Source organism: Nonomuraea bangladeshensis (assembly GCF_039529455.1).
Taxonomy (GTDB): Bacteria; Actinomycetota; Actinomycetes; order Streptosporangiales; family Streptosporangiaceae; genus Nonomuraea; species Nonomuraea bangladeshensis.
The window spans coordinates 17,800-41,047 of sequence record NZ_BAAAMV010000025.1 but is presented as its reverse complement, the minus strand read 5'-3'; the positions used below and the strand labels follow the sequence as shown (position 1 = coordinate 41,047).

Sequence of the window (23,248 nt, the reverse complement as noted above, 5' to 3'; positions counted from 1 at the left end):
GGCCTGCTATCAACTTCCAATCACGTACGAGTGCTGCGCCTGCCAGGACAGCCACACGGAGTCGCCCCGCTCCGCCGTGGCCGTCGCGTCATGGGCGTTCTGCTGGAACACCGTCATCTCGGCCCCGTCGGCGAGACGCACGGCATAGCTGTTGTAGGTGCCGAGGTAGACCACCTCGGAGACGGTGCCGGCCAGCGCGCTGAGTCCCGCCTCCGGCGCGTCCGTGCCGATGGTGATCTTCTCGGGGCGTACGGTGACCGTCACCTCGCCGTCCTGGCCGGGCACCAGCACGCGGCCGTCGCCGATCCGCAGCTCGCCCGCGCTGGCGGTCCCGGTGAGCAGGTTGGAGGTCCCGATGAAGCCGGCCACGAAGGGCGTCGCCGGCCGCTCGTAGATCTCCCGCGGCCCGCCGAGCTGCTCGACCAGGCCGTCGTTCATGACCGCGATGCGGTCGCTCATGGTCAGCGCCTCGTTCTGGTCGTGCGTCACGTACACGAACGTGATGCCGACCTCGCGCTGGATGCGCTTGAGCTCGATCTGCATGGCCTGGCGCAGTTTGAGGTCGAGCGCGCCGAGCGGCTCGTCGAGCAGCAGCGCCCGCGGCCGGTTGACCAGCGCCCTGGCCAGCGCCACCCGCTGCTGCTGGCCGCCGGACATCTCGCGCGGCCGGCGCTTCTCCCTGCCGACCAGGTCGACGATCTCCAGGATGTCGCCGACCCGCCGCCTGATCTCCTCCTGCGGGGTCTTGCGCTGCTTCAGCCCGAAGGCCACGTTGTCCCAGACGCTCATGTGCGGGAAGAGCGCGTAGGACTGGAAGACCATGTTGACGTCGCGCTTGTTGGGCGGGACGTTGGTGACGTCCTGGCCGTGCAGCTTGACCAGCCCCTTGGAGGGCGCCTCGAAGCCGGCGATCATCCGCATGGTCGTGGTCTTGCCGCAGCCGGACGGGCCGAGGAGGGAGAAGAACTCCCCCTCCTCGATGTCCAGCGAGACGCCCTTGACGGCACGGACGAGCTCGCCGTGCGCGTGATATTCCTTGACGACGTCCTCAAGCTCGATGGCGCTGGTCATCAGCGCTATTCACCGATGTAGTGCATGACGTGCTTGACCCTCGTGTAGTCGTGCAGGCCGAAGACCGACAGGTCCTTGCCGTAGCCGGAGTGCTTGAAGCCGCCGTGCGGCATCTCGGAGACGAACGGGATGTGCGTGTTGACCCAGACGACGCCGAAGTCGAGGCGGTTGGACATCCGCATCGCGCGGCCGTGGTCGGAGGTCCAGACCGAGCCGCTCAGGCCGTAGCGGACGTCGTTGGCCTTGGCCAGCGCGTCGGCCTCGTCGGTGAAGGTCTGGACGGTGATGACCGGGCCGAAGACCTCGTTCTGCACCATCTCGTCGTCCTGACGGAGGCCGTCCACGACGGTGGGGGCGAAGAAGTAGCCCCGGTCGCCGACGCGGTGGCCGCCGGTGAGGACCTTGGCGTGCGCCGGCACCCGGTCGATGAAGCCCTGGACGCGGGTGAGCTGGTTCTCGTTGTTGAGCGGGCCGTAGAGCGCGTCCTCGTTCGACAGGTCGCCGGTGACGGTGGCGGCCGCGGCCTCGCTCAGCGCGGCCACGAACTCGTCGTGCACGCTCTCCTGCACGAGCACCCGGCAGGCGGCCGTGCAGTCCTGGCCGGCGTTGTAGAGGCCGGCCGTGGCGATGTCGGCGGCGGCCTTGGCGAGGTCCTTGACGTCCTCGAAGACCACGACCGGGGCCTTGCCGCCGAGCTCCAGGTGCACCCGCTTGAGGTCGTCGGCGGCGCTCTTGGCGACCGACATGCCCGCGCCGACCGAGCCGGTGATCGCGACCATGGACGCGGTCGGGTGGCCGACGACGAGCGCGCCGGTCTCACGGTCGCCGGTGACGACGTTGAAGACGCCGGCCGGCAGCACCTCGCCGAGGATCTCGGCGAGCTTGAGCGTGGAGACCGGGGTGGTGTCGGACGGCTTGAGCACGATCGTGTTGCCCGCCGCGAGCGCCGGGGCGATCTTCCAGACCGCCATCATCATCGGGTAGTTCCAGGGCGTGACCTGGCCGATGACGCCGATCGGCTCGTGCCGGATGACGCTCGTGTGCTCGGCGAGGAACTCGCCGGCCGTCGGGCCCTCCAGCGTGCGGGCCGCGCCCGCGAAGAAGCGGAAGTGGTCGGCGGCGACCGGGGTCTCGTCCTCGGCCATGCGGGCGCGCGGCTTGCCGGTGTTGCGGCACTCGGCCTCGTTGATCTCGTCGGCCCGCGCCTCGATGGCGTCGGCGACCTTCAGCAGCAGGTTGGCCCGCTCGCCCGGTGTGGTCCTGCCCCACGAGTCGAACGCGGCGGCCGCGGCGGCGTAGGCGGCGTCGACGTCCTCGATGCCCGAGATCGGGGCCTGGACGTACGCCTCGCCCGTGCAGGGATCGATGATGTCGGAGAATCGGCCGCTCTTGGCGTCCACGAACTCCCCGTTGACGAAGTTCTGCAGACGGGTGGTCAAGGTGACCTCCTCGTGAGGTGGCTGAAGATGCCGCGACTCTTACAGAGTGGAAGCATCCGGACAAGGGATTTCGTGGTGAAGATACCAAATTGCTACGAATTCGCTTGACAGACCGCCAGGAACTGACAACATGTCGCACCAGGACGGCAATCAAGCGGGAACGCCCCCGTAACGCCGGACCGCTAGGAGGATTCCCTTCGATGACGTCGCCGCCCCGCGTCCGCCGCAGCAATCCGGCCCAGGGTCCCGTCGTGCTCGACGAGCTGTCCAAGCAGATCATCGAGCAGCTCCAGGCGGACGGGCGGATGCCGTACGCGGCGATCGGCAAGGCAGTCGGGCTCTCCGAGGCCGCCGTGCGCCAGCGCGTGCAGCGGTTACAGGAGGCCGGCGTCATGCAGATCGTCGCGGTGACCGACCCCCTCACCCTGGGCTTCCCCCGGCAGGCGATGATCGGGGTCAACTGTGAGGGCGACCTGGACTCGGTCGCCGACGAGCTGGCCGCGATCGAGGAGATCGACTACGTCGTGCTCACCGCGGGCTCGTTCGACGTCATCGTCGAGGTGGTGTGCGAGGGCGACGGTCACCTGCTGGAGATCCTCAGCAAGATCCGCGCCATCCCCGCCGTGCGGGCCACGGAGTCGTTCGTGTACCTGAAGCTGCGCAAGCAGTCCTACTCCTGGGGCACGCGCTGACCCAGGCGGGCCACCGCGCGGACGGGAGCGCCGTCCGCGCCGGCCAGCCTGATCGGGAACAGTGACACCTCGATCGACCGGCCGCTCTCCTGCGCCTGGAGCAGGCTGTCGAGGCCGGTCAGGTTCTCGGCGATGACCGCGTGCGCGCCGCACAGCACCCGGTGGGCGGCGAAGTCGGCGGCCGGCGTGGGGTCCACGCTCAGCGCGTCGATCCCGACCGTACGGACGCCCCGCTCCACCAGCAGCTCCGCCGCCTCCTCCGACAGGTAGGGGTGCTCCAGGTAGGCGGCGCTCCCCCAGTGCGCCGACCAGCCGGTGGCGACCAGCACGACCGTGCCCGCGCGCACCTCGCGGAAGGCCGCCGCGCCGATGCCCGACCGGGGCGCGAGGCCCCGGGCGTCCACCACCGTCGCCGGGCCGGCGAACCGGTCGAGCGGCAGGTCGTCCAGCGTGGGGAGCCCGTCGCCGAAGTGGTACGGCGCGTCCACGTGGGTGCCGGACTGGGAGCCCATGTGGACGGACAGCACATTGACGCCGTCGCGGGCCATGGTGAGCGCCGGGCCGATCGAGACCTCGGGGTCGCCCGGATAGACGGGCATCCCGGTCTCGACCGGCACCGACAGGTCGACGAGTTCCGTCATGGGGCAACCGGCTCCGTCGCCGCCGGCCGCGCGTCGATGATCGGCGGCACCGGGGTGTCGGCGGACCGGACCAGACGCGGGCCCCGCGGCCCGTAGACCTCGCGCGGCTCGGGGAAGGCGGTCAGCAGCGCCAGGTAGAGCAGCGCGGCGACGGCCAGGCCGACGGGCAGCGAGATGTCCACGCCGCCGGCCAGCTCGCCGAGCGGGCCGACGAACTGCCCCGGCAGGTTGACGAACGACAGCGCCAGCGCCGCCGAGGCCAGCCAGGCGGACATGCCCCGCCAGTTCCAGCCGTGGGTGAACCAGTAGCGGCCGCCGCGCTGACGGCGGTTGAAGACCTGCAGGGCGTCGGCGTCGTACCAGCCGCGCCGCGTGACGTAGCCGAGCATCATGATCACCATCCACGGGGCGGTGCAGGTGATGATGAGCGTGGCGAACGTCGAGATGCTCTGCGTCAGGTTCGCGGCGAAGCGGCCGACGAAGATGAACACGATCGACAGCGTACCGATGAAGACCGTGGCCTGCACGCGGCTGAACCGCGGGAACACGCTGGAGAAGTCCAGGCCGGTGCCGTAGAGGGAGGTGCTGCCCGTGGACATGCCGCCGATGAGCGCGATCAGGCAGACCGGGACGAAGTACCAGGCGGGCGAGATCGCCAGCAGGCCGCCGACGTAGTTGGGTGCGGCCGGGTCCACGTACTGCGCCGCCTTGGACGCGATGATCGAGGCGGTGGACAGGCCGAAGAAGAACGGCAGGATCGTGGCGATCTGCGACATGAACGCCGCCGTCATCACCTTCTTGCGCGGCGTGTCCGCCGGGATGTACCGCGACCAGTCGCCGAGGAAGGCGCCGAAGGAGACCGGGTTCGACAGCACGATGAGCGCCGCGCCGATGAACGACGGCCAGAACAGCGGGTCACCGGCCGCGAGCGTGCCCGGGTAGGACGGGTCGAAGTCGCCGGCGAAGGCGAAGATCCCCAGCACGAACAGCAGCGACGCCGCCGCCACCGCGATCTTGTTGACGAACAGCATGAAGCGGAAGCCGTACACGCAGACGGCCAGGACGAGGGCGGCGAAGATGCCGTACGCGACCGCGTACGACGCGTCCACGTCCGGCAGCCCGACCAGCCGGTGTGCGCCGCCCACGAGCGCGTCCCCCGACGACCACACCGAGATCGAGAAGAACGCGATCGCGGTCAGCAGCGACAGGAACGAGCCCACGACCCGCCCGTGCACGCCCAGGTGGGCCGAGGACGACACGGCGTTGTTGGTGCCGTTGAGCGGCCCGAACAGCGACAGCGGCGCCAGGATCATCGACCCCACCACCAGCCCGAGCACGGTCGCGGCCAGCCCCTGCCAGAACGACAGGCCGAACAGGATGGGGAAGGCCCCGAGCACGCAGGTCGCGAACGTGTTCGCGCCGCCGAAGGCCACCCGGAACAGGTCGAGCGGGCGCGCCGTCCGGTCGGCGTCCGGGATGCGCTCGACCCCGTAGGTCTCGATCTCGGTGAGGGTGTTGCTCATGTCTGCTTCTCCTGCCGCAACGCCAGCAAGCTGACGAGGTCGTAGGCCACGTGGGAGGCGGCGACCGAAGTGATCTCCGCGTGGTCGTAGGCCGGGGCCACCTCGACGACGTCGGCCCCGATCAGGTCGCAACCGGCGAGTCCGCGCAGGATCTCCAGCAGCTCGCGGCTGGTGAGCCCGCCGGCCTCCGGGGTGCCGGTGCCGGGGGCGTGGGCGGGGTCGAGCACGTCGATGTCGACCGAGACGTACAGCGGGCGCCCGCCGATGCGCTGCCGCAGCACGTCGATCACCTCGTCCAGGCCGCGCCGCAGCACGTCGGCGGCGGTCAGGATGCCGAACCCGAGCCGCCGGTCGTCCTCGAGGTCCTTCTTGCCGTACAGGGGGCCGCGGGTGCCGACGTGGCTCAGCGCCTCGGTGTCGACCAGCCCCTCCTCCACCGCCCGCCGGAACGGCGTGCCGTGCGTGTACTCCGCCCCGAAGTAGGTGTCCCAGGTGTCGAGGTGCGCGTCGAAGTGCAGCACCGCGAGCGGGCCGTGCTTCCTCGCGGCGGCCCGCAGCAGCGGCAGCGCGATGGTGTGGTCGCCGCCGATGGTGACGAGCCGGGCGTCGATCGAGCCCGCCGCCTCCTCGATCGCCTCGATGGCCGCGCCGATGTCGAACGGGTTCGCCGCGATGTCACCGGCGTCGGCCACCTGCACCCGCTCGAACGGCGACACGTCGAGCCCCGGGTGGTACGGCCGCAGCAGCCGGGACGCCTCCCGGACGGCGGCGGGACCGAACCTGGCCCCCGGCCGGTAGGACACGCCGCTGTCGAACGGCACGCCCACGACCGCGACGTCGGCCCGCTCCACCTGGTCGAGGCGGGGCAGGCGGGCGAAGGTGGCGGGCCCGGCGAATCGCGGGACCCGGGAGGAGTCGACGGGGCCGATAGTCATGCCGACAGTGTTCGTCATGCCTCTGACCTGCGGCAATTGTAGTGGGCACGAAGTAATACGGTGTGTGTTGTGCCGGAACACAAACGCCCGGTCCCGGAACGTCCGGACCACAAGATCACCGTCGAGGACCTCCTCCGCTCGCCCGCCCTGCAGCTCCGGCTGCTGGCCGGCGAGGCGGGGCTGTCCCGGTCGGTGTCCTGGGCACACGTCAGCGAGCTCGACGACCCGACGCCCTGGCTGCTCGGCGCCGAGGTCATCCTGACGACCGGGCTCGGCCTGCCCCGCTCGGCCGCCCGGCAGCGCGCCTACCTGCGCCGCCTCGACGACGCCGGCGTCTCCGCACTCGCCCTGTCCGCCGGGCTCCACGTGCCGCCGCTGCACCCGGCCTTCTTCGAGGCGGCCGAGGAGCGCGGCATCCCGGTGCTGGAGGTGCCGCTGGCGGTGCCGTTCATCGCGATCTCGCAGGAGGTGGCGGCGGCGCTGCAGGAGGACGCGAACCACCGCCTGGGCGCGCAGCTCCAGGTCTTCGGCGCGCTGCGCTGGCTCGCCGCCGAAGACCTCGACACCGCGACTCTCTTCAAACGCCTCGAACGGCTGTCCGGCTACGACGTCCACCTGTGCACGCCGCAGGGCCGGCCGCTGCTCAAGGGGGTGCCGGTGCCGCCCAGCCTGGACGTCCTGCCCGCCGAGCCTGACGCGCCGCCCACCATCCCCGGCGGCTTCGCCCTGCCGGTCTCCGCCCCGGGCGGACCCGCCGGTTTCCTCGTCGCCTTCGAACGCGAGGGCGCCCGCCCGGCCGGGCTCGCCGTCGTCCAGCACATCGCCACGGTGGCGGCGCTGCAGGTGGCGATGGCCCGCAACGAACGCGAGACGCTCCGCCGCGAGGGCGCCGAGACGCTGGCCGAGCTGCTCCAGGACGTGCTGGACCCGCCGGCCGCCCGCCGCCGCCTGACCCGCCTCGGCCTCGACGCCGACCTGGTCCTGCTGGTCGTCCGCGACGCACCCGACGACGCGCTGCGCCGCGCCCTGGACGAGCTGCCCCATCTGATGCTGCGCCGGGGCGAGGACCACTATGTGCTGGGGCCGCCCGCGGCCGGCCCCGCCGTCGCCACCGTCCCGGACGCCCGCGCCGGGGCGAGCCGCCCGTTCCCGGCCGGCGCGTCACTGCGCCTGCCGCACCGCGAGGCCGTCTGGGCCGCCTCGCACGCCGCCGAATCCGGCAAGCCCCTGGTCCACTACGGCGAGGACACCACGGGCCGCTGGCTCCCCGACGACCCGGCGACCCTGCGCGCCCTGGTGGACCACGTGCTCGGCGAGGTGGTGGCCTACGACGCCGCCCACGACTCGCGGCTGCTGGCGACCGTACGGGTGTGGATGGAGCACAACCGGCACACGGACGACGCCGCCGCGGCCCTGCACATCCACCCCAACACGCTGTCCTACCGGCTGCGCCGCTTCGCCGCGCTCACCGGCCGCGACCTCTCGTCAAGCGGCGCCTTCGCCGAGGTCTGGCTCGCCCTCCGCGCCGCCCGCCAACTCGGCCTCTTCGGCTAGGAACTCGGCCTCCAGGCGTTTCCTCTTCAATCGCTCGGCCTCCTCCAGTTCCAGGAACAGACGCTGGCCCACGAGAAGATCCTCCGCCGCCCTGACGTCGTTGACCGTCTTGAGCCACAGCTCAAGAATGACCGGGTCGATGCAGTCCAGGATCCGGGCCCGGACGTCGTCGGGCACCGGCAGCCCACGGTCTTCCAGCTGCTCGACGACGGCCTCGGCCTGTTCGCGCATCTCCGAGACGAAGAGGCGCTGGTAGGGATACGTCTGCTTCCGCATCTGCTCGAGCCAGTACGTCGCAGGATCGCGACAGGCGTTCTCGGCGATGATGCCGAACTTGTCCTCCCCATCGCCGTAGAGCAGGGCGCCGTCGGCCCGGCACACGGCCGGGTCGGCCTCCGAGAGGTCGGGCGAGGCGAGGCGGCCCTCGCCCGACTTCGGAATGGGCAGGTCGAACAGTGCGAGCAGCATATGTCGGGTGTGATCCGGTTCGAAGGTCGCGACCTTGGTCAGACCCTCGTGTTGCGACGTGACCATGCCACAGACATTACTACTCGCGTTCGATTCATTACTCAGAGTTTGCGGAACTGGATGGTGGCGATCTCCCAGGGCTTCAGGGGGAGGCGGAGCTCGCCGCCGGTCACCGGCAGGGAGTCTCCGGGGCGGCCGCGGAGGTCGGCGTGGCGGGCCTCGGTGAGGCCGCCCGCGACGACCGCCTCGGTGGCGTCCGGGGTGAGGGCGACGACGCGCAGCTCGTGCCAGTCGTCGCGCATCCGCAGCGACGTCATGGTCACCCCTTCGCCCGTCACCGACAGCCCGTACGCCGCCGCCGGCAGCGGCAGTGACGGGTCGCCGGCGCCCGCGACGGTGACCAGGTCGTGGCGGAAGACCTCGGCGGCGGGCGGCGCCTGCCGCCAGGACGCGCACGGCATCAGGGCGAGGTTGAGCGAGCGCAGCCCGCGCGACTGCGCGGCCGGGGTCGGGAGCTGAGGGCCTGCGGGCTCGGGGCGGAGGGCGTTGCGGTTGCGTGAGAGGTAGCCGGCCGAGCGGAGCAGGGTCAGGGCGAGCTCGCCGTCGCCGGTCAGCTCGTACTCGGTGACGTGCTCCAGCAGCACGGCGGCGCCGCCCGCGGCGACCCAGGAGGAGGCGGGGAAGGTGGGCAGCGGGGTCTCGCCGCAGCCGGCCTCGGCGGTCAGGCCGCGGGTGACGACCGCGAACTGGCCTTCGGCGTGGGACTCCGTGGCCGGCTCGGGCAGGGGCACGTGGAAGCGGACGCGGTGGTCGTCGCAGCGGTTGTCGAAGTCGAGCCGAAGCCGGACGAAGGGCTCGCCGGAGCGGAGCTCGACCCGGGTGGTGACGACGGTCCGCTCCGTGCGGGTGGTCCGCGACCTGGCCGGGAGCTCGGGGGTCTCGGCGAGGCCGTCGCCGGCGGCCGGCCACTCGTACGTCCTCCGCACCTCCACCACGGCCACCAGCGGCCCCGAGTGGATGAGCTCGGTCTCGACCGCGACCGGCTCGGAGACGAGCAGGTCGTGGGCGGGCGGCGCGTAGTTGTAGGTGTCGCCGACGTCGCCGCCGTCCACGATGCGGCCCGCGCCCGTGATGGTGGTGCCGTCCGCGCCGACGAGCGTGAGCGTGCCGTCGGCACCGAAGGTGACGCGGACCAGCCCGTTGTCGAGGAAGTCCTCGTCGGCGCGCGCCGGGAGGGGGCTGACGTCGGAGGCGAGCCAGCAGGCCGGGTCGTGGGTGGCGGTCTCGTCGTCCTCCGTGGGAGCGGGCGCGGTGAACAGCTGGGCGTGCGGCACCGTGCGCACGCTGGTGTGGCCGAGCGGCGGGACCTGGACCTGGGCGGCGACCGTGCGGCGGGTCTCGGCGACGATACGGACGCGGGTGACGCCGTCGAGGGCGTCGCGCAGCTCGGCGACGTCGAAGGCGAGCGTGGTGGTGCGGGCCACGGTGAAGGTGAGCACGCCGTCCTCGACGGACCAGCCGGTGATGTGCTGGCCGTACAGCTCGGTGCCGTGGACGAAGGTGAGGGCCGTGGCGGGGTCCATCTCCTCGTCGAGCAGCAGCGTGGGGGCGTACTCCAGGGGCTGGACCGGGACGACCGCGCCGGAGGGGTCCACCAGGGGGTCGAGGCCGGCGACGTCCAGGAGCACGACGCCGGTGCGGGCGGCGGGGGTGGGGTTGACCACGAGGATGCCCTCCGCCGGCACGGTGGCGGCGAGGCGGGCGGTCACCATGTCGCGTACGGCCTGGCCGAGGTGTTCGGCCTCGGCGATGCGGGCGGCCACCTGCTGGGCGGTCTCGTCCACGCCGCAGCCGGTCACCGAGTCGTGGCCGCTGGCGTCCACGAGCCGCCACCAGGCCATGTCGAGGAAGCGGCCGGGCCATTCGCCGCCCCAGAGCGCGGCGAACGGCTCGGCGTAGCGCTCGACCATGCGCTCGGCGCGGCCCATGGCCTGCTTGATGTGGGGGCGGATGGAGATGACGCCGGGCAGGATGTTGGCGCGGGCGTGGGAGCGGAGCTCGCCGGGCACGGCGGGCAGGCCCGTCACGTCGCCGGAGTACGCCCCGACATAGCCGGACAAGGTGTCCATGCGTGCCCCGATCGCGGCCACCATCTCGGGCAGGCCGCGCACCGGCGCGGAGTGGTCGGTGCCGTACATCGCCAGCAGCGACCCCTCGGGCCCGTGCCAGCGGCGCATGGTGGTGACGAACGTCGCCGCCCGCTCGGCCAGCCCGTCGGGGTCGTGGAACAGGTGGGCGCCGTTGCCGTAGCCGCCGGCCGGGAGGTACTGGGTGCGGATGGCGGTGCCGTCGGGGGCGACCCAGGCGAAGGCGTCGGTGGTGACGGCGGACGGCACGCCCCGGTAGACGCACGCGTGCAGCAGCCCGGCCTTGCGCAGGATCTGCGGCATCTGGGCGGTGTGCCCGAACATGTCGGGCAGGTAGCCGACCGGCATCGCGCCGCCCAGCTTGTCGGCCCGGTCCATGCCGAGTTCGAGGTTGCGGACGATGTTCTCGCCCGAGCACAGGAACTCGTCCAGCAGGATCTGCCACGGCCCGATCGCCAGCCGTCCCGACTCGACGAGGGCGGCGATCCTGTCGCGGTTCTCCGGCCGCACCTCCAGGTAGTCGTCCACGCAGGCGAGCTGGCCGTCGAGGGTGAAGTGGTAGCCGGGCTCGCGCTCCATCGTGTCGAGCACCTCGTCCAGCAGCGCCACCAGGCGCAGCCGGAAACGCTGGAACGGCTCGTACCACTCGCGATCCCAGTGGGTGTGCGGGACGACGACGATCTCCGTAGGCACGATCTCCGCGCTCACGCGGCCTCTCCTCCGATCGGCAGACCATGCTGCTCGGCGTAACGCGCGGCGATGCGCTGCGCGGTGACGATGTCCTCCAGCGCGCCGCCGGCGTCGGTGAGCGGCGGCTTGCCATCGCTGACGAAGGCGTGGAAGGCGGCGAGCTGCACCTCGAACGCCTCGGTGACGTCGCGGTACTCGTTGCGGCTCTCGGCCCCCGACACGACGGTGAGCGTGGTGGGGGCGTTCATCAGGTAGGGCGCGGGGAAGACCAGCTCCAGCGTGCCGGTGTCGTGGTGGATGGCCACCGTCTCCCGGTAGGCGGGGTAGTCCTCCAGGTAGTGCCAGCGGATGGAGAAACGCCCCCGTACGGGCAGCGCGCCGGAGATCTCCACCGAGCCGGGCGCGGGCCCCCAGGTCTCGACGTGCGAGATCTCGGCCGGCGAGCCGGTGAACCTGCGCAGCAGCGACAGGTCGTGGCAGATCGAGCCGAGTGAGATGCCGTACAGGCTGCGCACCGGCTCGGACTCGCCCACCGCGCGGATCGTCAGCTCGCGCTCGGCGGCCCGCAGCGAGTCGAGGAGCCCGGCGTCCACGTCGCGGGCCTGGGTGAGGTTGGCGAAGGCGAGCTGCGACTCCCCGCTCGGGTGCAGCACGGTCACCTCGACGGCGCGGATCGCCGCGGGGCCGCCCAGCTCGGCCAGCAGTTCCTCGGCCCGGCGCACGGCGGGGTCGTACTGCTTCATGTAGCCGACCATGAGCCGCCCCTCGGGCAGCGCGGCCACCTCGGCGCGGGTGAGCGCGAGCGGCTTCTCGCACAGCACGGCGTAGCCGGCGGCGAGCGCGCGGCGCACGGTCTCGCCGTGGGAGCCCGAGGCGAGCACGAGCACGGCCTCGAAGCCGCCGGCGTCGAGCATGTCCTCCAGCGCGGTGTGGCGGCCGGGGGCGCCGAGCCGGTCGCCGACGGCGTCGGCCAGCGTGCGCGACAGGTCGCAGACGGCGGTCACCTCGAACAGGTCGCGGCGCCTGGACAGCAGCGGCACGTACACCGCCTGCGTGACGGCGCCGCATCCGATGAGCGCGATTCTCACAGTCCCAGTTCCTTCAGCTTGCGGCGGTTGACGGCCTGGTCGGCGATGTTCTGCTCGACGGTGCGCCGGCCCGGCAGGGTGTCCTGCTCGATGACGACCCAGCCCGAGTAGCCGATCTCGGCCAGCGTGCGCACGACGCCGGGCAGGTCGAGCTCGCCCTCGCCGAGCGGAGCAAAGCCGCCGCGGCCCATGAGCTCGCGCAGGTCCACGCCGTCGGCGAGGGCGGCGGCCAGGATCTTGGTGTCGCCGTCCTTGATGTGCACGTGGCCGACCCGGCCGGCCCAGGCGCGCAGCGCGGTCACGGGGTCGCCGCCGGCCAGCAGCAGGTGGCCGGTGTCCAGGCAGAGCTGGACGTCGGTCAGCTCCAGCAGCCGCTCGACGTCGTCGGGCGTCTCGACGTAGGTGCCGAGGTGGTGGTGGAAGACGGGTTCGAGGCCGCGCTCGCGGCAGCGGTCGGTGGCCTCCTGGACGCGGGCGGCGTAGGCCGGCCACTCCCCCGCCGCGAGCCCTGGAACGCTCCCGCCGGGCCGCGCGAACCGCTCCGCCGAGCCCGAGCAGGCCAGCGTGGGCCGGGGCGCGAAGCCGTCGGGCGCGGGGGGCGCGGCGGCGAAGACGTCCAGCGCGGCCTCCAGCGCGGGCAGTTGCCCCGCGTACGCCTCGGCGTCGCCGTAACGCAGGTCGACCCAGCCGCCCGCGAGCAGCATCCCGTTGCCGGCGAGCCGGTCGGCCAGCTCGGAGCCGGCGCCCAGGTAGCCGATCGGGCCCGAGTCGATGCCTTCGTACCCGGCCTCGGCCAGCGCCTGGACCATGGTGTCCGGCCCGAGCGGCGGCGGCGCGTCGCTCAGCTCGAACACCCCGAAGCTCACCGGCGCGTTCGCGACCTTGACTAGTGACACAGCCCCATCACCTCGTTCTCGTACGTCTCCAGCCGGTGCGGCCCGTCCATGCCGCGCACCAGCACCCGGTCACCGCGGATCACCTGACGCTCGCCGGAGGGCCGGACCAGGACCAGCCCGTCGGCGTCCAGCGCCAGCAGTTCGTCGCCCAGCCGCAGCAGCAGCGGCCCGTCAGGACCCGCACTGATCGCCACGCGCCCGGCGCGCACCCCGTCGAGCACGGTGCCGGGGTCCTCGGCCAGCACCCAGGTCGTGGGCTCGCCGGGCAGCCCGTCGGAGCCGGGGCGGTGGAAGTCGCTGCCGCCGATCGCGATCACGTCGTCGCGCCAGGACTGCGCCCAGGCGATCGGGGCGCCCCATCGGCGGTCCCACCAGCCCGAGTGCCACACCTCGGCGTGCCGGGTGCGCCGGTCGAGCGGCAGCAGCCAGGCGCAGTCGCCGCCGAGCGGGTGGTTGACCGACATGATGCCGCCGGCCCGTTCGGCGTGCTCGGCCCAGGAGTCGGCGGGCTCGCGGAAGTCGACCCAGCCGACGTCGCCGAAGACGTTGGCGTGGCCGCGGTCGGTGGTGACCTCCTGACCGGGGATGAGCGTGATGCCGCGGCCGGCCTTGGCCAGCCAGGGGTGGTGGCTCACGGTGTTGTGGTCGGTGACGGCCAGGAAGTCGAGCCCGCGCCCGTGGGCCAGCTCGGCCAGCTCGGCGATGCTGAGCGCGCCGTCGCTGTGCACGGTGTGGGCGTGGAAGTCGCCGGCGTGCCAGCGCAGGCCGTCCACGGCGGGGATGTCGCGCCGCGGCGGGCGCTCGCCGTGCGGCGGCTCCTCGGCGGCCGGCTCGGGCGGGACCGTGCCGGAGGTCTCGATCTCCAGGGTGAAGTCGAGGCCCTGCGGCGGGATGCGGTGCAGCCGCAGCCACACGTGCCAGGTGCCCGGCTCGGGCTCGCCGGGCAGGTAGCCGGGGGTGGCCCAGGACGGGGTGATCGTGTACGTGTCACGCGCGCCACCCGACCAGCCACGGAAGCCGCCGGGGGCGCCGCAGCCCAGGTCGAGCACGCCCTGCGCGCGGTCGTACGACAGCCGGACGGTGACGGCCGCGGTGCCGGGCGGGACCTCGAAGGGCACCTCGCGCAGGATCCGCTCCAGGCGGTCGTCCAGACTCCAGTGGCCTCTCATGACACCAGCTCCCCGTCCCGGTAGACCAGCGCGCGGTCGCGCCGGGGCACGGCGTAGCCGTCGTCGCCGACGGCGGGCTCGCTGCCCTCGGGCACGACGGCCTGCACGATCACGTCGTTGACGTCGAGCGTCACCAGGTGGGAGGCGCCGAGGTTCTCCACGATGGCCACCTTCCCGCCCATTCCGCCCTCCGCGGGCTCGTCCGAGTAGGTCATGTACTCGGGGCGGACGCCGTACACGATCTTCTCTCCGTCGCTCAGCCGGCCCTCCGCCAGGGCGGGGACGGCCACCTTGCAGCCTGCCACCTCCAGCGTGTCACCTCGGACCAGCCCGTCGAGCAGGTTCATCGGAGTGGAGCCGATGAAACCGGCCACGAACGTGTTGGCCGGCCGCCGGAACACCTCGGCCGGCGTGCCGATCTGCCGGATGTGCCCCGCTTCCATGACGGCCATCCGGTCGGCCATGGCGAGCGCCTCGGCCTGGTCGTGGGTGACGAAGACGGTGGTGACGCCGAGCTCGCGCTGCAGCTTCTTCAGGAACGTACGCGCCTCCAGCCGCAGCCGGGCGTCCAGGTTGGACAGCGGCTCGTCGAACAGGAACGCCTGCGCCTGCGTGGCCATGACCCGCGCCAGCGCGACGCGCTGCTGCTGGCCGCCGGAGAGCTGGCCGGGCCGCCGGTCCATCAGGTGCTCCAGCCCGAGCCGCGCCCCGACCTCGGCGGCCTTGTCGCGGCGCGTGGCCTTGTCGACCTTCTTGATCCGCAACGGGTAGGCGATGTTGTCGGTGACGTCCATGTGCGGGAACAGCGCGTAGTCCTGGAAGACCATGGCCACGTCGCGTCCGCCCGGCTGGGTGCCGGTGACGTCGCGCTCGCCGATCAGGACGGACCCGCCGGAGGCGGCCTCCAGCCCGGCGATCGTGCGCAGCAGCGTGGTCTTGCCGCAACCGGAGGGCCCGAGCAGCGCGAAGAACTCGCCGTCGGGGATGACCAGGTCGAGCGCGTCGAGCGCTTTCACTCCGCCCGGGTAGACCTTCGTCAGCCCGCGTAGTTCGATGGCGGCCATTAGCGCTTGATCCCTCCGTGGAAGCGGAAGCCGTATTTCTTGCTGACGAACAGGTACATGAGCACCACGGGGACCGAGTAGAGCAGCCCGAACGTGGACAGCATGCGCAGGTTGGCCTGCCCGCCCTCGGTGTACAGCGTGTACGTGATCACCGCCGCCGGCTGCTTCTCCACGTCGCTCAGCAGCAGGTACGGCATGAGGAAGTTCCCCCACACGTTGGCGATCGACCACACGGCGATGGTCGCCAGCCCCGGCCGTACGAGGGGGACGACCACATGCCGCACGATCTGCAGCGGCGAGGCCCCGAAGACCCGGGCGGACTCCTCGTACGACTTCGGCGTGGAGTCCATGAAGTCCTTGAGCATAAAGATCGCCGCCGGCAGCAGCCCGCCGGTCAGGATGAGGATCAGCCCGAGCTGCGAGTCGATGAGGTTGAGCTCCACGGCGAGCTGGAACAGCGGCACCATGGCCGCGGTCCCGGTGATGATCGACGACAGCAGCAGCAGCGCGTACAGCAGCGCGTCGCGCCCCGGCAGCCGCACCCGGCTCAGCGCGTACGCCGCCAGCGCCGCCATCACCACGACCAGCAGCGCCGTCCCCACCGACAGCACCAGCGAGTTCCACAGCGACGGCAGCGCGTACGGATGCTCCAGGACCGCCTGGAAGTTCTCCCAGGTGAAGTCCGGCATCCGCACCTCGTAGGTGGGGTCGGAGGTGAACGGCGCGGTCACCAGCCACAGCAGCGGGATCGTGAAGAACGCCAGCAGCACCGCGATCAGCGTGTAGAAGCCGATCCGGCCGAGGACGAAGCGGGGCGTCATTTCTTGCTCCTCAGCAGCCGCAGGTAGAACACCGCCACGACCAGGTTGATGAGCAGGATGATCGTGGAGACCGCGGCCCCGTAGCCCAGCTCGCCGCTCTGCAGCGCGACCTTGTAGACGTGCACGGCCAGCACCTCGGACCGGCCGTCGGGTCCGCCCGCCGTGAGCAGGAACGGGCTGAAGTCGTTGAACGTCCACAGGCTGATCAGCAGCAGGTTCGTCAGGATGTGGCCGCGGATGTGCGGGAAGACCACGTCGCGGAGCTGCTGCCAGCCGGAGGCCCCGGCGAGCCGGGCGCTCTCCAGGTGCGAGGGCGGGACGTTGCCGAGGGCTGCGCCGTACAACATCATCGAGAACGCCGTGCCGCGCCAGGTGTTGAAGATGATGATCGACAACATCGGGTGGTCGAGCAGCCAGGCGAATCCGGGGATGCCGAGCAGCGCGTTGAGCGTGCCGCCGTCGCGATCGAGCAGCGCCACCCACAGGAACGACACCACGGCGCTGGGCAGGATCCAGGCCAGGATGACCAGGCCCTCGACCAGCCGCTTGAGCGGCCCGCGCCGGTCGCGCAGCGCCCAGGCGATGGTGAAGCCGAGCACGACCTGGCCGATGACGGCCGAGCCGAGCACGAACTGCACGGTGAGCCAGGTGGAGTTCCAGAACGTCGGGTTGGCGACCGCGTCCAGGAAGTTGTCCAGCCCCACGAACTGCGGCTCGGCCGCCGCGGCGCCGGTCAGGCGGTAGTTGGTCAGCCCCAGGTAGAGCACCCAGAGCGCGGGGAAGACGAGGAACGCCGCGATCAGCAGGAGTGCGGGGGTCACGAAGGCCCCCGCGCGGAGCCGGCCGAGGCCCGCCGCGTCGGAGCTGTATCCGCCGCGGCGGCCTGACGGGTCGCCCTCGATGACCTCAGGAGGCGATATTGCCTGCGCCACCGACGATTCCTTCGAGCTTCTTCTGGTAGTCGGCCGCCGCCTGGTCGGGCGTGGTGCCGCCGACGACCGCGGCGGTGGCCTCCTGGAGCGCCACCGACACCTGCGGGTAGACCGCGACCGGCGGCCGGTAGGCCGTCAGCGGCAGCACCTTCTCCGAGATGAACGTCAGCAGCGGCTGCCCGGCCAGGATCTCCTTGTTGACGTCGGTGCGCGGGGTGATACGCACGTTGCCGTCCTTGGTCTCCTCCTTCAGCGCCTCAGGGGAGAGCGTGAAGGCCAGCAGCTCGAAGGCTTCCTTCGGGTGCTTGCTGTTGGGGTTGACCGTGCGCAGCGCGCCGCCGGACATGCTGACGAAGTCCTGGCCGCGAATGCCCTTGCCGGGCTCGATGGCGGGGATCAGCGCGTAGCCGACGTTCTGGTCGCGGTCCTTCATGGGAGCGACTCCGGTGGCGGGGTTGACCACCCCGCGCCAGAAGTAGTCGCCCTCCATGAGGATGCCGACCTTGCCCTCGGCGAACTGCTGGAACGACTTGTCGCGGCCCTTGGCCTCCTGCTGGAGCTTGGGGTCGCCGAGGCCGCCGCCGTAGATCTTCTGGTAGAGGCCGAGCGCGTCCTTGAGCGGCTGCGCGGCGCCGGTCCACTTGCCGTCCTGCTCGACCTGGCCGCCCGCGCCGGCGAGCAGCGGCAGCACGCCCTGCATCGAGGTGGCCTCGCCCATCGCGGTGCCGGCGTTGATCTGGATCGGCACCGGCACGCCGGAGGACTTGAGCTTGGTGCCGGCGTCGAGGATCTCCTGCCAGCTCTTCGGCTGCCAGTCGGCGGGCAGGCCCGCCTTCTGGAACAGCGTCTTGTTGAAGTAGAGGACACGGCCGTCGGTGCCGACCGGGAGGGCGTACTTCTTGCCCTCGTACGTGGCCAGCCCCTGCACCGACTCGGGGATCTGCGCCCAGCCGTCCCAGCTCTCGGCCTCGGGGCCCACCACGTCGGCCAGCGGCTTGATGTAGCCGGCCTGGGCGAACTCGCCGGCCCAGATGCCGTCGATGTCGATCACGTCCGCGCCCTTGCCCGACTTGAGGTCGAGGGAGAGCTTGGTCTTGTACTGCTCGTCGTCGACGCCGCTGGGGACGAACTTGACCTTGACGTCCTTCCCCTTGGCCTTCTGGGCGGCCTCGAACTTGGGGATCACCCAGTCGGCCACGAACTTCGCCGCCGCCGCGTTCTTGCCGCCGGCGATGGCGTTCTGGGCGATCGTCAACTCTATGGTGTCGCCGCTGCCGCCACCCGAGGACTGGCCGCAGGCGGCGAGCCCGAGGCCGGCCGCGGCTATGACCACAGCGAACTTCCGCATTGCCATGCAAACCCTCCGACACGTTCCTTGAGGAGGTGGGCCGAAAGCCAATATGTCATGACATGCAGATGACGTAAAGCTCTTGCCATGTTTCAGAGATATGTCGGCCTTCCTACCCTTGCATCCGGAAGCAGGGCTAGTAACGTGGCGGACATCTGTATGTCCTGACAATATGCCATAGTGTCGAAGGTAAGCTCCCCTTCAGGAGGTGCGTTGTACGACCTGATCACGATCGGCCGCTGCGGCGTCGACGTCTACCCGCTGCAGACCGGCGTCGGGCTGGCCGACGTCGAGACCTTCGGCAAGTTCCTCGGCGGCAGCCCGACCAACGTGGCCGTCGCGGCCGCCCGCCACGGGCTGCGCTCCGCGGTGATCACCGGTGTGGGCGACGATCCCTTCGGTGAGTACGTACGGCGGGCGATCCGCGGGTTCGGCGTGGACGACAGGTATGTGGCCACCTACCCCGAGGCGCCGACGCCGGTCACGTTCTGCGAGATCTTCCCGCCCGACCACTTCCCCATCTACTTCTACCGCGGCGAGCATCCACCCGACCTGCGCCTCACCGCCGGCTCCCTCGACCTGGAGGCGATCGGCGCGGCCCGGATGTTCTGGTTCTCGCTGACCGGGCTCAGCAAGGAGCCGAGCGCCGAGGCGCACGCCGCCGCGCTGGCCGCCCGCAACGACGGCTGGACGGTGTTCGACCTCGACTACCGGGCCTCGCTGTGGCCTTCCCAGGAGGCCGCCCGCGCCATGGCGGCGCGCATGCTGCCGCATGCGAACGTCGCCGTCGGCAACCTGGAGGAGGTCGAGACCGCGGTCGGCGTGCGCGAGCCCGAGGCCGCGGCCGAGGCGCTGCTGGCCGCCGGGGCGCGGGTCGCGATCGTGAAGCTCGGCCCCGAAGGGGTCTACGCCCGCACCCGCGAGGAGAGCTGCCTGGTCAAGCCGGTCGAGGTGAGCGTGGTCAACGGCATCGGCGCGGGCGACGCCTTCGGCGGCGCGCTCTGCCTCGGACTGCTGAACGGCTGGCCGCTGGAGCGCGTCATCCGCTTCGCCAACGCCGCGGGCGCCTTCGTGGCCGCCCGGCTGGCCTGCGCCGACGCCATGCCCACGACCGCCGAGGTGGAGGAACTGCTGAAGGGGGTGACCTCGTGAGCGACATCACGCTATCCGCTTTCAACGGGCCCCCCGTCACCGGGTACGAGCAGCTCACCCGCATCCGCGCCACCCGCCCCGAGGAGATCGCCGAGGCCGCGGCCCGCAGGCAGCGGCGCGGGCTGCCCGGCGACGACGAGCGCCTGCTCATCATCGCCGCCGACCATCCGGCCCGCGGCGCGCTGGCCGTCCGCGACCGCCCGCTGGCCATGGCGAGCCGCGCCGACCTGCTCGACCGGCTGCGCACCGCGCTGTCGCGGCCCGGCGTGGACGGCATCCTGGCCGCCCCCGACGTGCTGGAGGACCTGCTGCTGCTGGGCGCGCTCGAAGGCAAGCTGGCCTTCGGCTCGATGAACCGGGGCGGCCTCCAGGGCTCGGTGTTCGAGCTGGACGACCGCTTCACCGGCTTCGACGCCGGCTCCATCGACGCCATGCGGCTGGACGGCGGCAAGATGCTCTGCCGCATCGACCCGGCCGACCACGGCACCGTCAACACCCTGGAGTCCTGCGCCCGCGCGGTGAGCGAGCTGGCCAGGCGGCGGCTGGTGGCCATGGTGGAGCCGTTCTGGTCGGTGCGCACCGAGTCGGGAGCCCTGCGCAACGACCTGTCCCCCGAGGCGGTGATCAAGTCGATCAGCATCGCCCAGGCCCTCGGCACGACCTCGGCCTACACCTGGCTGAAGATCCCCGCGATCGCCGAGATGGAGCGGGTGATGGCCGCCACCACGCTGCCCGCCCTCCTGCTCGGCGGCGATCCCCCGGACATCGACGCCGCCCTCGCCGACTGGGACCGCGCGCTGCGCCTGCCCGGCGTGCGCGGGCTCGTGGTCGGCCGGGCCCTGCTCTACCCTCCGGACGACGACGTGGCCGCCGCCGTGGACGGCGCCGCGGCCCTGGTGCGAGAGGCACGCGCATGACCCATCTTCCGTACGGCAAGACCGCGAACGGCCCCTGGTCTGTGGAGGTGACTCCGTCCCAGGCCGGCTGGACCTACTCCGGGCTGCGGATCCTCGACCTGACCGACGCCCCGGTGACGTTCTCCACCGGCGAGGAGGAGCTGCTGGTCCTCCCGCTGGCGGGCTCGTGCTCGGTGCGCCTGCCCGGCGACAGGTTCGAGCTGGCGGGGCGGCCGTCGGTCTTCGACGGGCCGTCCGACTTCGCGTACGTGCCGATCGGCACGGAGGTCACCATCGAGGGGGCGGGGCGGATCGCGCTGCCCTCCGCCCGCGCCACCGAGGCATTTCCCGCCCGGTACGTCGCGGCGGCCGAGGTGCCGGTCGAGCTGCGCGGCGCGGGTCAGGCCAGCCGCCAGGTCAACAACTTCTGCGCGCCCGGCGTCTTCGACTGCCACAAGCTCATGGCGGTGGAGGTGCTGACGCCGTCGGGCAACTGGTCGTCGTACCCGCCGCACAAGCACGACACCCCCAACCCCGGCGAGGCCGTGCTGGAGGAGATCTACTACTTCGAGGTCGCCGACCAGGGTCTCGGCTACCAGCGGGTCTACTCCTCGGAAGGGGGGCGGATCGACACCCTCGCCGAGGTGTCCTCCGGCGACGTCGTCCTGGTCCCCCACGGCTACCACGGCCCGTCCATGGCCGCGCCCGGCTACGACCTCTACTACCTGAACGTGCTGGCCGGGCCGGACGAGGAGCGTTCGATGGCGTTCTGCGACGACCCGCGCCACGCCTGGATCCGCTCCTCGTGGGAGGGGCAGCGCATCGACCCCAGACTGCCCTTCGGGAGGACGTCATGACCCGGTTGACCGTCGCGCAGGCCGTCGTGCGGTTCCTGGCGCGGCAGTGGAGCGAGCGTGACGGCGTGGAGCGCCGCTTCTTCGCCGGCTGCGTCGGCATCTTCGGCCACGGCAACGTGGCGGGGATCGGCCAGGCACTCGCGGACGATCACGAGTTGCCCTACCTCCTGAGCCGCAACGAGCAGGCCATGGTGCACACGGCGGCCGGCTACGCCCGCGCGAGCAACCGGCTGGCCACGCTGGCCTGCACCACCTCGATCGGGCCCGGCGCGACCAACATGGTCACCGGCGCGGCGGGCGCCACCATCAACCGGCTCCCGGTGCTGCTGCTGCCCGGCGACATCTTCTCCACCCGGGTGGCGAGCCCCCTGCTGCAGGAGCTGGAGGACCAGCGCTCCTACGACGTGTCGGTCAACGACTGCCTCAGGCCGGTCTCCCGCTACTGGGACCGGGTCAACCGGCCGGAACAGCTCCCGTCCGCGCTGCTCGCGGCCATGCGGGTGCTCACCGACCCGGCCGAGACCGGCGCGGTGACGCTCGCGCTGCCCCAGGACGTGCAGGCCGAGGCGTACGACTGGCCCGACGAGCTGTTCGCCCGCCGGGTCTGGCACGTGCCGCGCCCCCGCCCCGAGCGGGCCGCCCTGGCGCGGGCCGCCGAACGCCTGCGCGCGGCCGAGCGGCCGCTGATCGTGGCGGGCGGCGGCGTGCTCCACAGCGAGGCCGCGGACGAGCTGCGGGCCTTCGCCGAGCGGTTCGGCGTCCCGGTGGCCGAGACGCAGGCCGGCAAGGGAGCGCTCCCGCACGGGCACCCGCTCGCCCTCGGCGCGGTCGGCGCGACCGGCACCACGGCGGCCAACGCGCTGGCCCGCGAGGCCGACGTGATCATCGGCGTCGGCACCCGCTACAGCGACTTCACCACCGCCTCGCGCACCCTCTTCGCCCCGGACGCGGCCTTCGTCAACGTCAACGTCACCGGCTTCGACGCGGCCAAGCTGTCGGGACTCCAGCTCGTCGCCGACGCCCGCGAGGGCCTGGCGGACCTGGCCGGCGCACTGGGGGGCTGGCGCGCCCCGGCCGCGCTCGGCGAGCGGGCGGGCGAGCTGATCCGGGCGTGGGACGCGGCCGTGGACGCGGCGTACGCGCTGGAGGGCACGCCGCCGTCGCAGGCCGCGGTGATCGGCGCGGTCAACGCCGCCGCGGGCGAGGACGGCGTGGTGGTGTGCGCGGCCGGTTCGATGCCGGGCGACCTGCACAAGCTCTGGCGGCCGAGCGGTCCAGGCAGCTACCACGTCGAGTACGGCTACTCGTGCATGGGCTACGAGATCGCCGGCGGGCTCGGCGTGAAGCTGGCGGCGCCGGAGCGCGAGGTGTTCGTGCTGGTCGGCGACGGGTCGTACCTGATGATGGCGCAGGAGCTGGTCACCGCCGTGGCCGAGGGCGTCAAGCTGACCGTGGTGCTCGTGGACAACTCCGGCTTCGCCTCCATCGGGCGGCTGTCGGAGAGCGTCGGCGCGCGGCGGCTAGGCACCGCCTACACCGCCCGCGACGGCGGCCCGCTCCCGGTCGACCTCGCCGCCAACGCGGCCAGCCTGGGCGCGTCCGTGATCCGCGCCGAGACGGTCGCCGACCTGCGCAAGGCGCTCGACGCGGCGCGGGCGGGCGAGACGACGACGGTGATCTACGTACGGACCGACCGGCTGGCCGACGACGTGCCCTCGTCGGAGGCGTGGTGGGACGTGCCCGTGGCGCAGGTCGGCCCGCCGCAGGAGATCCGGGACGAGTACGCCGCCGCCAAGCGCGGGCAGCACCTCCACCTCGGCCCTTCCTGATTCCCCGATGATTGCCCGGCACCGTGCCGGGTAGGC

The 23,248-nt window shown here is 72.0% G+C and carries 20 protein-coding genes; 6 read left to right on the top strand and 14 right to left on the bottom strand.

Features of this window, described 5'->3' with window-relative positions; all coding sequences use genetic code 11:
* Positions 1-9 precede the first annotated feature (9 nt).
* Together ABD292_RS47860 and ABD292_RS47855 are read right to left on the bottom strand one after the other, a co-directional pair.
* Positions 10-1,071 carry an ABC transporter ATP-binding protein gene (locus ABD292_RS47860; protein WP_344219988.1) on the bottom strand — a complete coding sequence of 354 codons (1,062 nt, stop codon included), beginning with the start codon at positions 1,069-1,071 and terminating at the stop codon, positions 10-12.
* Positions 1,072-1,076: 5 nt separating this feature from the next.
* The gene (locus tag ABD292_RS47855) at positions 1,077-2,510 is read right to left on the bottom strand and encodes a gamma-aminobutyraldehyde dehydrogenase (RefSeq protein WP_344219986.1); all 1,434 of its coding nucleotides are present in this window, start codon (positions 2,508-2,510) and stop codon (positions 1,077-1,079) included.
* 200 nt (positions 2,511-2,710) lie between these two features.
* Between ABD292_RS47855 and ABD292_RS47850 the strand changes: the two genes are divergently transcribed.
* Positions 2,711-3,202: an Lrp/AsnC family transcriptional regulator gene (locus ABD292_RS47850; protein ID WP_344219984.1), complete on the top strand. Its 492-nt coding sequence runs from the start codon at positions 2,711-2,713 to the stop codon at positions 3,200-3,202.
* Here ABD292_RS47850 and ABD292_RS47845 read toward each other — a convergent pair.
* The 3 genes from ABD292_RS47845 to speB are packed head-to-tail and all read right to left on the bottom strand — an operon-like array spanning position 3,181 to position 6,301.
* A complete protein-coding gene (locus ABD292_RS47845) occupies positions 3,181-3,843 on the bottom strand; it encodes a cyclase family protein (RefSeq protein WP_344219982.1) in 663 nt (220 codons plus the stop codon). The two genes, ABD292_RS47850 and ABD292_RS47845, sit on opposite strands and share 22 nt — an antisense overlap.
* Positions 3,840-5,366, bottom strand: coding sequence for a purine-cytosine permease family protein (locus tag ABD292_RS47840; protein WP_344219980.1), 1,527 nt, complete (start codon positions 5,364-5,366; stop codon positions 3,840-3,842). Before ABD292_RS47840 ends, ABD292_RS47845 begins: the two co-directional genes overlap by 4 nt.
* Entirely contained in the window at positions 5,363-6,301 is a 939-nt protein-coding gene (speB, locus tag ABD292_RS47835; protein WP_344219978.1) for an agmatinase, read from the bottom strand. Before speB ends, ABD292_RS47840 begins: the two co-directional genes overlap by 4 nt.
* Positions 6,302-6,370: 69 nt before the next feature.
* Between speB and ABD292_RS47830 the strand changes: the two genes are divergently transcribed.
* A complete protein-coding gene (locus ABD292_RS47830; protein WP_344219975.1) occupies positions 6,371-7,855 on the top strand; it encodes a PucR family transcriptional regulator in 1,485 nt (494 codons plus the stop codon).
* Here ABD292_RS47830 and ABD292_RS47825 read toward each other — a convergent pair.
* Genes ABD292_RS47825 through ABD292_RS47785 form a run of 9 tightly spaced genes read right to left on the bottom strand, consistent with a single transcriptional unit; the run spans position 7,787 to position 18,478 of the window.
* On the bottom strand, positions 7,787-8,389 hold the full coding sequence (locus tag ABD292_RS47825) for a hypothetical protein (protein WP_344219973.1): 603 nt from the start codon (positions 8,387-8,389) through the stop codon (positions 7,787-7,789). The genes ABD292_RS47830 and ABD292_RS47825 overlap by 69 nt on opposite strands.
* A 35-nt stretch (positions 8,390-8,424) precedes the next feature.
* Positions 8,425-11,178, bottom strand: a complete 2,754-nt coding sequence (locus ABD292_RS47820) for a glycoside hydrolase family 38 N-terminal domain-containing protein (protein ID WP_344219971.1) — start codon at positions 11,176-11,178, stop codon at positions 8,425-8,427.
* A complete protein-coding gene (locus ABD292_RS47815; protein WP_344219969.1) occupies positions 11,175-12,248 on the bottom strand; it encodes a Gfo/Idh/MocA family protein in 1,074 nt (357 codons plus the stop codon). Before ABD292_RS47815 ends, ABD292_RS47820 begins: the two co-directional genes overlap by 4 nt.
* A complete protein-coding gene (locus ABD292_RS47810) occupies positions 12,245-13,144 on the bottom strand; it encodes a TIM barrel protein (protein ID WP_344219967.1) in 900 nt (299 codons plus the stop codon). Before ABD292_RS47810 ends, ABD292_RS47815 begins: the two co-directional genes overlap by 4 nt.
* Complete coding sequence (locus ABD292_RS47805) at positions 13,135-14,313, bottom strand: CehA/McbA family metallohydrolase (RefSeq protein WP_344219965.1); 1,179 nt, start codon at positions 14,311-14,313, stop codon at positions 13,135-13,137. The genes ABD292_RS47810 and ABD292_RS47805 overlap by 10 nt, the downstream gene beginning before the upstream one ends.
* Entirely contained in the window at positions 14,310-15,377 is a 1,068-nt protein-coding gene (locus tag ABD292_RS47800; protein WP_344219963.1) for an ABC transporter ATP-binding protein, read from the bottom strand. Before ABD292_RS47800 ends, ABD292_RS47805 begins: the two co-directional genes overlap by 4 nt.
* Positions 15,377-16,198, bottom strand: coding sequence for a carbohydrate ABC transporter permease (locus ABD292_RS47795; protein WP_091093518.1), 822 nt, complete (start codon positions 16,196-16,198; stop codon positions 15,377-15,379). The genes ABD292_RS47800 and ABD292_RS47795 overlap by 1 nt, the downstream gene beginning before the upstream one ends.
* Positions 16,195-17,130 carry a carbohydrate ABC transporter permease gene (locus tag ABD292_RS47790; protein ID WP_344219960.1) on the bottom strand — a complete coding sequence of 312 codons (936 nt, stop codon included), beginning with the start codon at positions 17,128-17,130 and terminating at the stop codon, positions 16,195-16,197. Before ABD292_RS47790 ends, ABD292_RS47795 begins: the two co-directional genes overlap by 4 nt.
* Positions 17,105-18,478, bottom strand: a complete 1,374-nt coding sequence (locus ABD292_RS47785) for an extracellular solute-binding protein (RefSeq protein WP_344219958.1) — start codon at positions 18,476-18,478, stop codon at positions 17,105-17,107. The genes ABD292_RS47790 and ABD292_RS47785 overlap by 26 nt, the downstream gene beginning before the upstream one ends.
* A gap of 213 nt (positions 18,479-18,691) precedes the next feature.
* On the opposite strand from ABD292_RS47785, the gene iolC reads away from it, so the two are divergent.
* The 4 genes from iolC to iolD are packed head-to-tail and all read left to right on the top strand — an operon-like array spanning position 18,692 to position 23,212.
* Entirely contained in the window at positions 18,692-19,630 is a 939-nt protein-coding gene (gene iolC / locus ABD292_RS47780; RefSeq protein ID WP_344219956.1) for a 5-dehydro-2-deoxygluconokinase, read from the top strand.
* Complete coding sequence (locus tag ABD292_RS47775) at positions 19,627-20,547, top strand: Cgl0159 family (beta/alpha)8-fold protein (protein WP_344219954.1); 921 nt, start codon at positions 19,627-19,629, stop codon at positions 20,545-20,547. The genes iolC and ABD292_RS47775 overlap by 4 nt, the downstream gene beginning before the upstream one ends.
* Entirely contained in the window at positions 20,544-21,383 is an 840-nt protein-coding gene (gene iolB / locus ABD292_RS47770; protein ID WP_344219952.1) for a 5-deoxy-glucuronate isomerase, read from the top strand. Before ABD292_RS47775 ends, iolB begins: the two co-directional genes overlap by 4 nt.
* A complete protein-coding gene (iolD, locus tag ABD292_RS47765) occupies positions 21,380-23,212 on the top strand; it encodes a 3D-(3,5/4)-trihydroxycyclohexane-1,2-dione acylhydrolase (decyclizing) (RefSeq protein ID WP_344219950.1) in 1,833 nt (610 codons plus the stop codon). The genes iolB and iolD overlap by 4 nt, the downstream gene beginning before the upstream one ends.
* The last annotated feature ends 36 nt before the right edge of the window (positions 23,213-23,248 follow it).

Excerpts from the sequence above, each read along its gene's own strand:
- ABD292_RS47800 (WP_344219963.1), bottom strand. The coding sequence starts at position 15,377 with ATGGCCGCCATCGAACTACGCGGGCTGACGAAGGTCTACCCGGGCGGA.
- ABD292_RS47860 (WP_344219988.1), bottom strand. The coding sequence starts at position 1,071 with ATGACCAGCGCCATCGAGCTTGAGGACGTCGTCAAGGAATATCACGCG.
- iolD (WP_344219950.1), top strand. The coding sequence starts at position 21,380 with ATGACCCGGTTGACCGTCGCGCAGGCCGTCGTGCGGTTCCTGGCGCGG.
- ABD292_RS47840 (WP_344219980.1), bottom strand. The coding sequence starts at position 5,366 with ATGAGCAACACCCTCACCGAGATCGAGACCTACGGGGTCGAGCGCATC.
- ABD292_RS47785 (WP_344219958.1), bottom strand. The coding sequence starts at position 18,478 with ATGCGGAAGTTCGCTGTGGTCATAGCCGCGGCCGGCCTCGGGCTCGCC.
- speB (WP_344219978.1), bottom strand. The coding sequence starts at position 6,301 with ATGACTATCGGCCCCGTCGACTCCTCCCGGGTCCCGCGATTCGCCGGG.
- ABD292_RS47795 (WP_091093518.1), bottom strand. The coding sequence starts at position 16,198 with ATGACGCCCCGCTTCGTCCTCGGCCGGATCGGCTTCTACACGCTGATC.
- ABD292_RS47825 (WP_344219973.1), bottom strand. The coding sequence starts at position 8,389 with ATGGTCACGTCGCAACACGAGGGTCTGACCAAGGTCGCGACCTTCGAA.
- iolB (WP_344219952.1), top strand. The coding sequence starts at position 20,544 with ATGACCCATCTTCCGTACGGCAAGACCGCGAACGGCCCCTGGTCTGTG.
- ABD292_RS47850 (WP_344219984.1), top strand. The coding sequence starts at position 2,711 with ATGACGTCGCCGCCCCGCGTCCGCCGCAGCAATCCGGCCCAGGGTCCC.
- ABD292_RS47845 (WP_344219982.1), bottom strand. The coding sequence starts at position 3,843 with ATGACGGAACTCGTCGACCTGTCGGTGCCGGTCGAGACCGGGATGCCC.
- ABD292_RS47805 (WP_344219965.1), bottom strand. The coding sequence starts at position 14,313 with ATGAGAGGCCACTGGAGTCTGGACGACCGCCTGGAGCGGATCCTGCGC.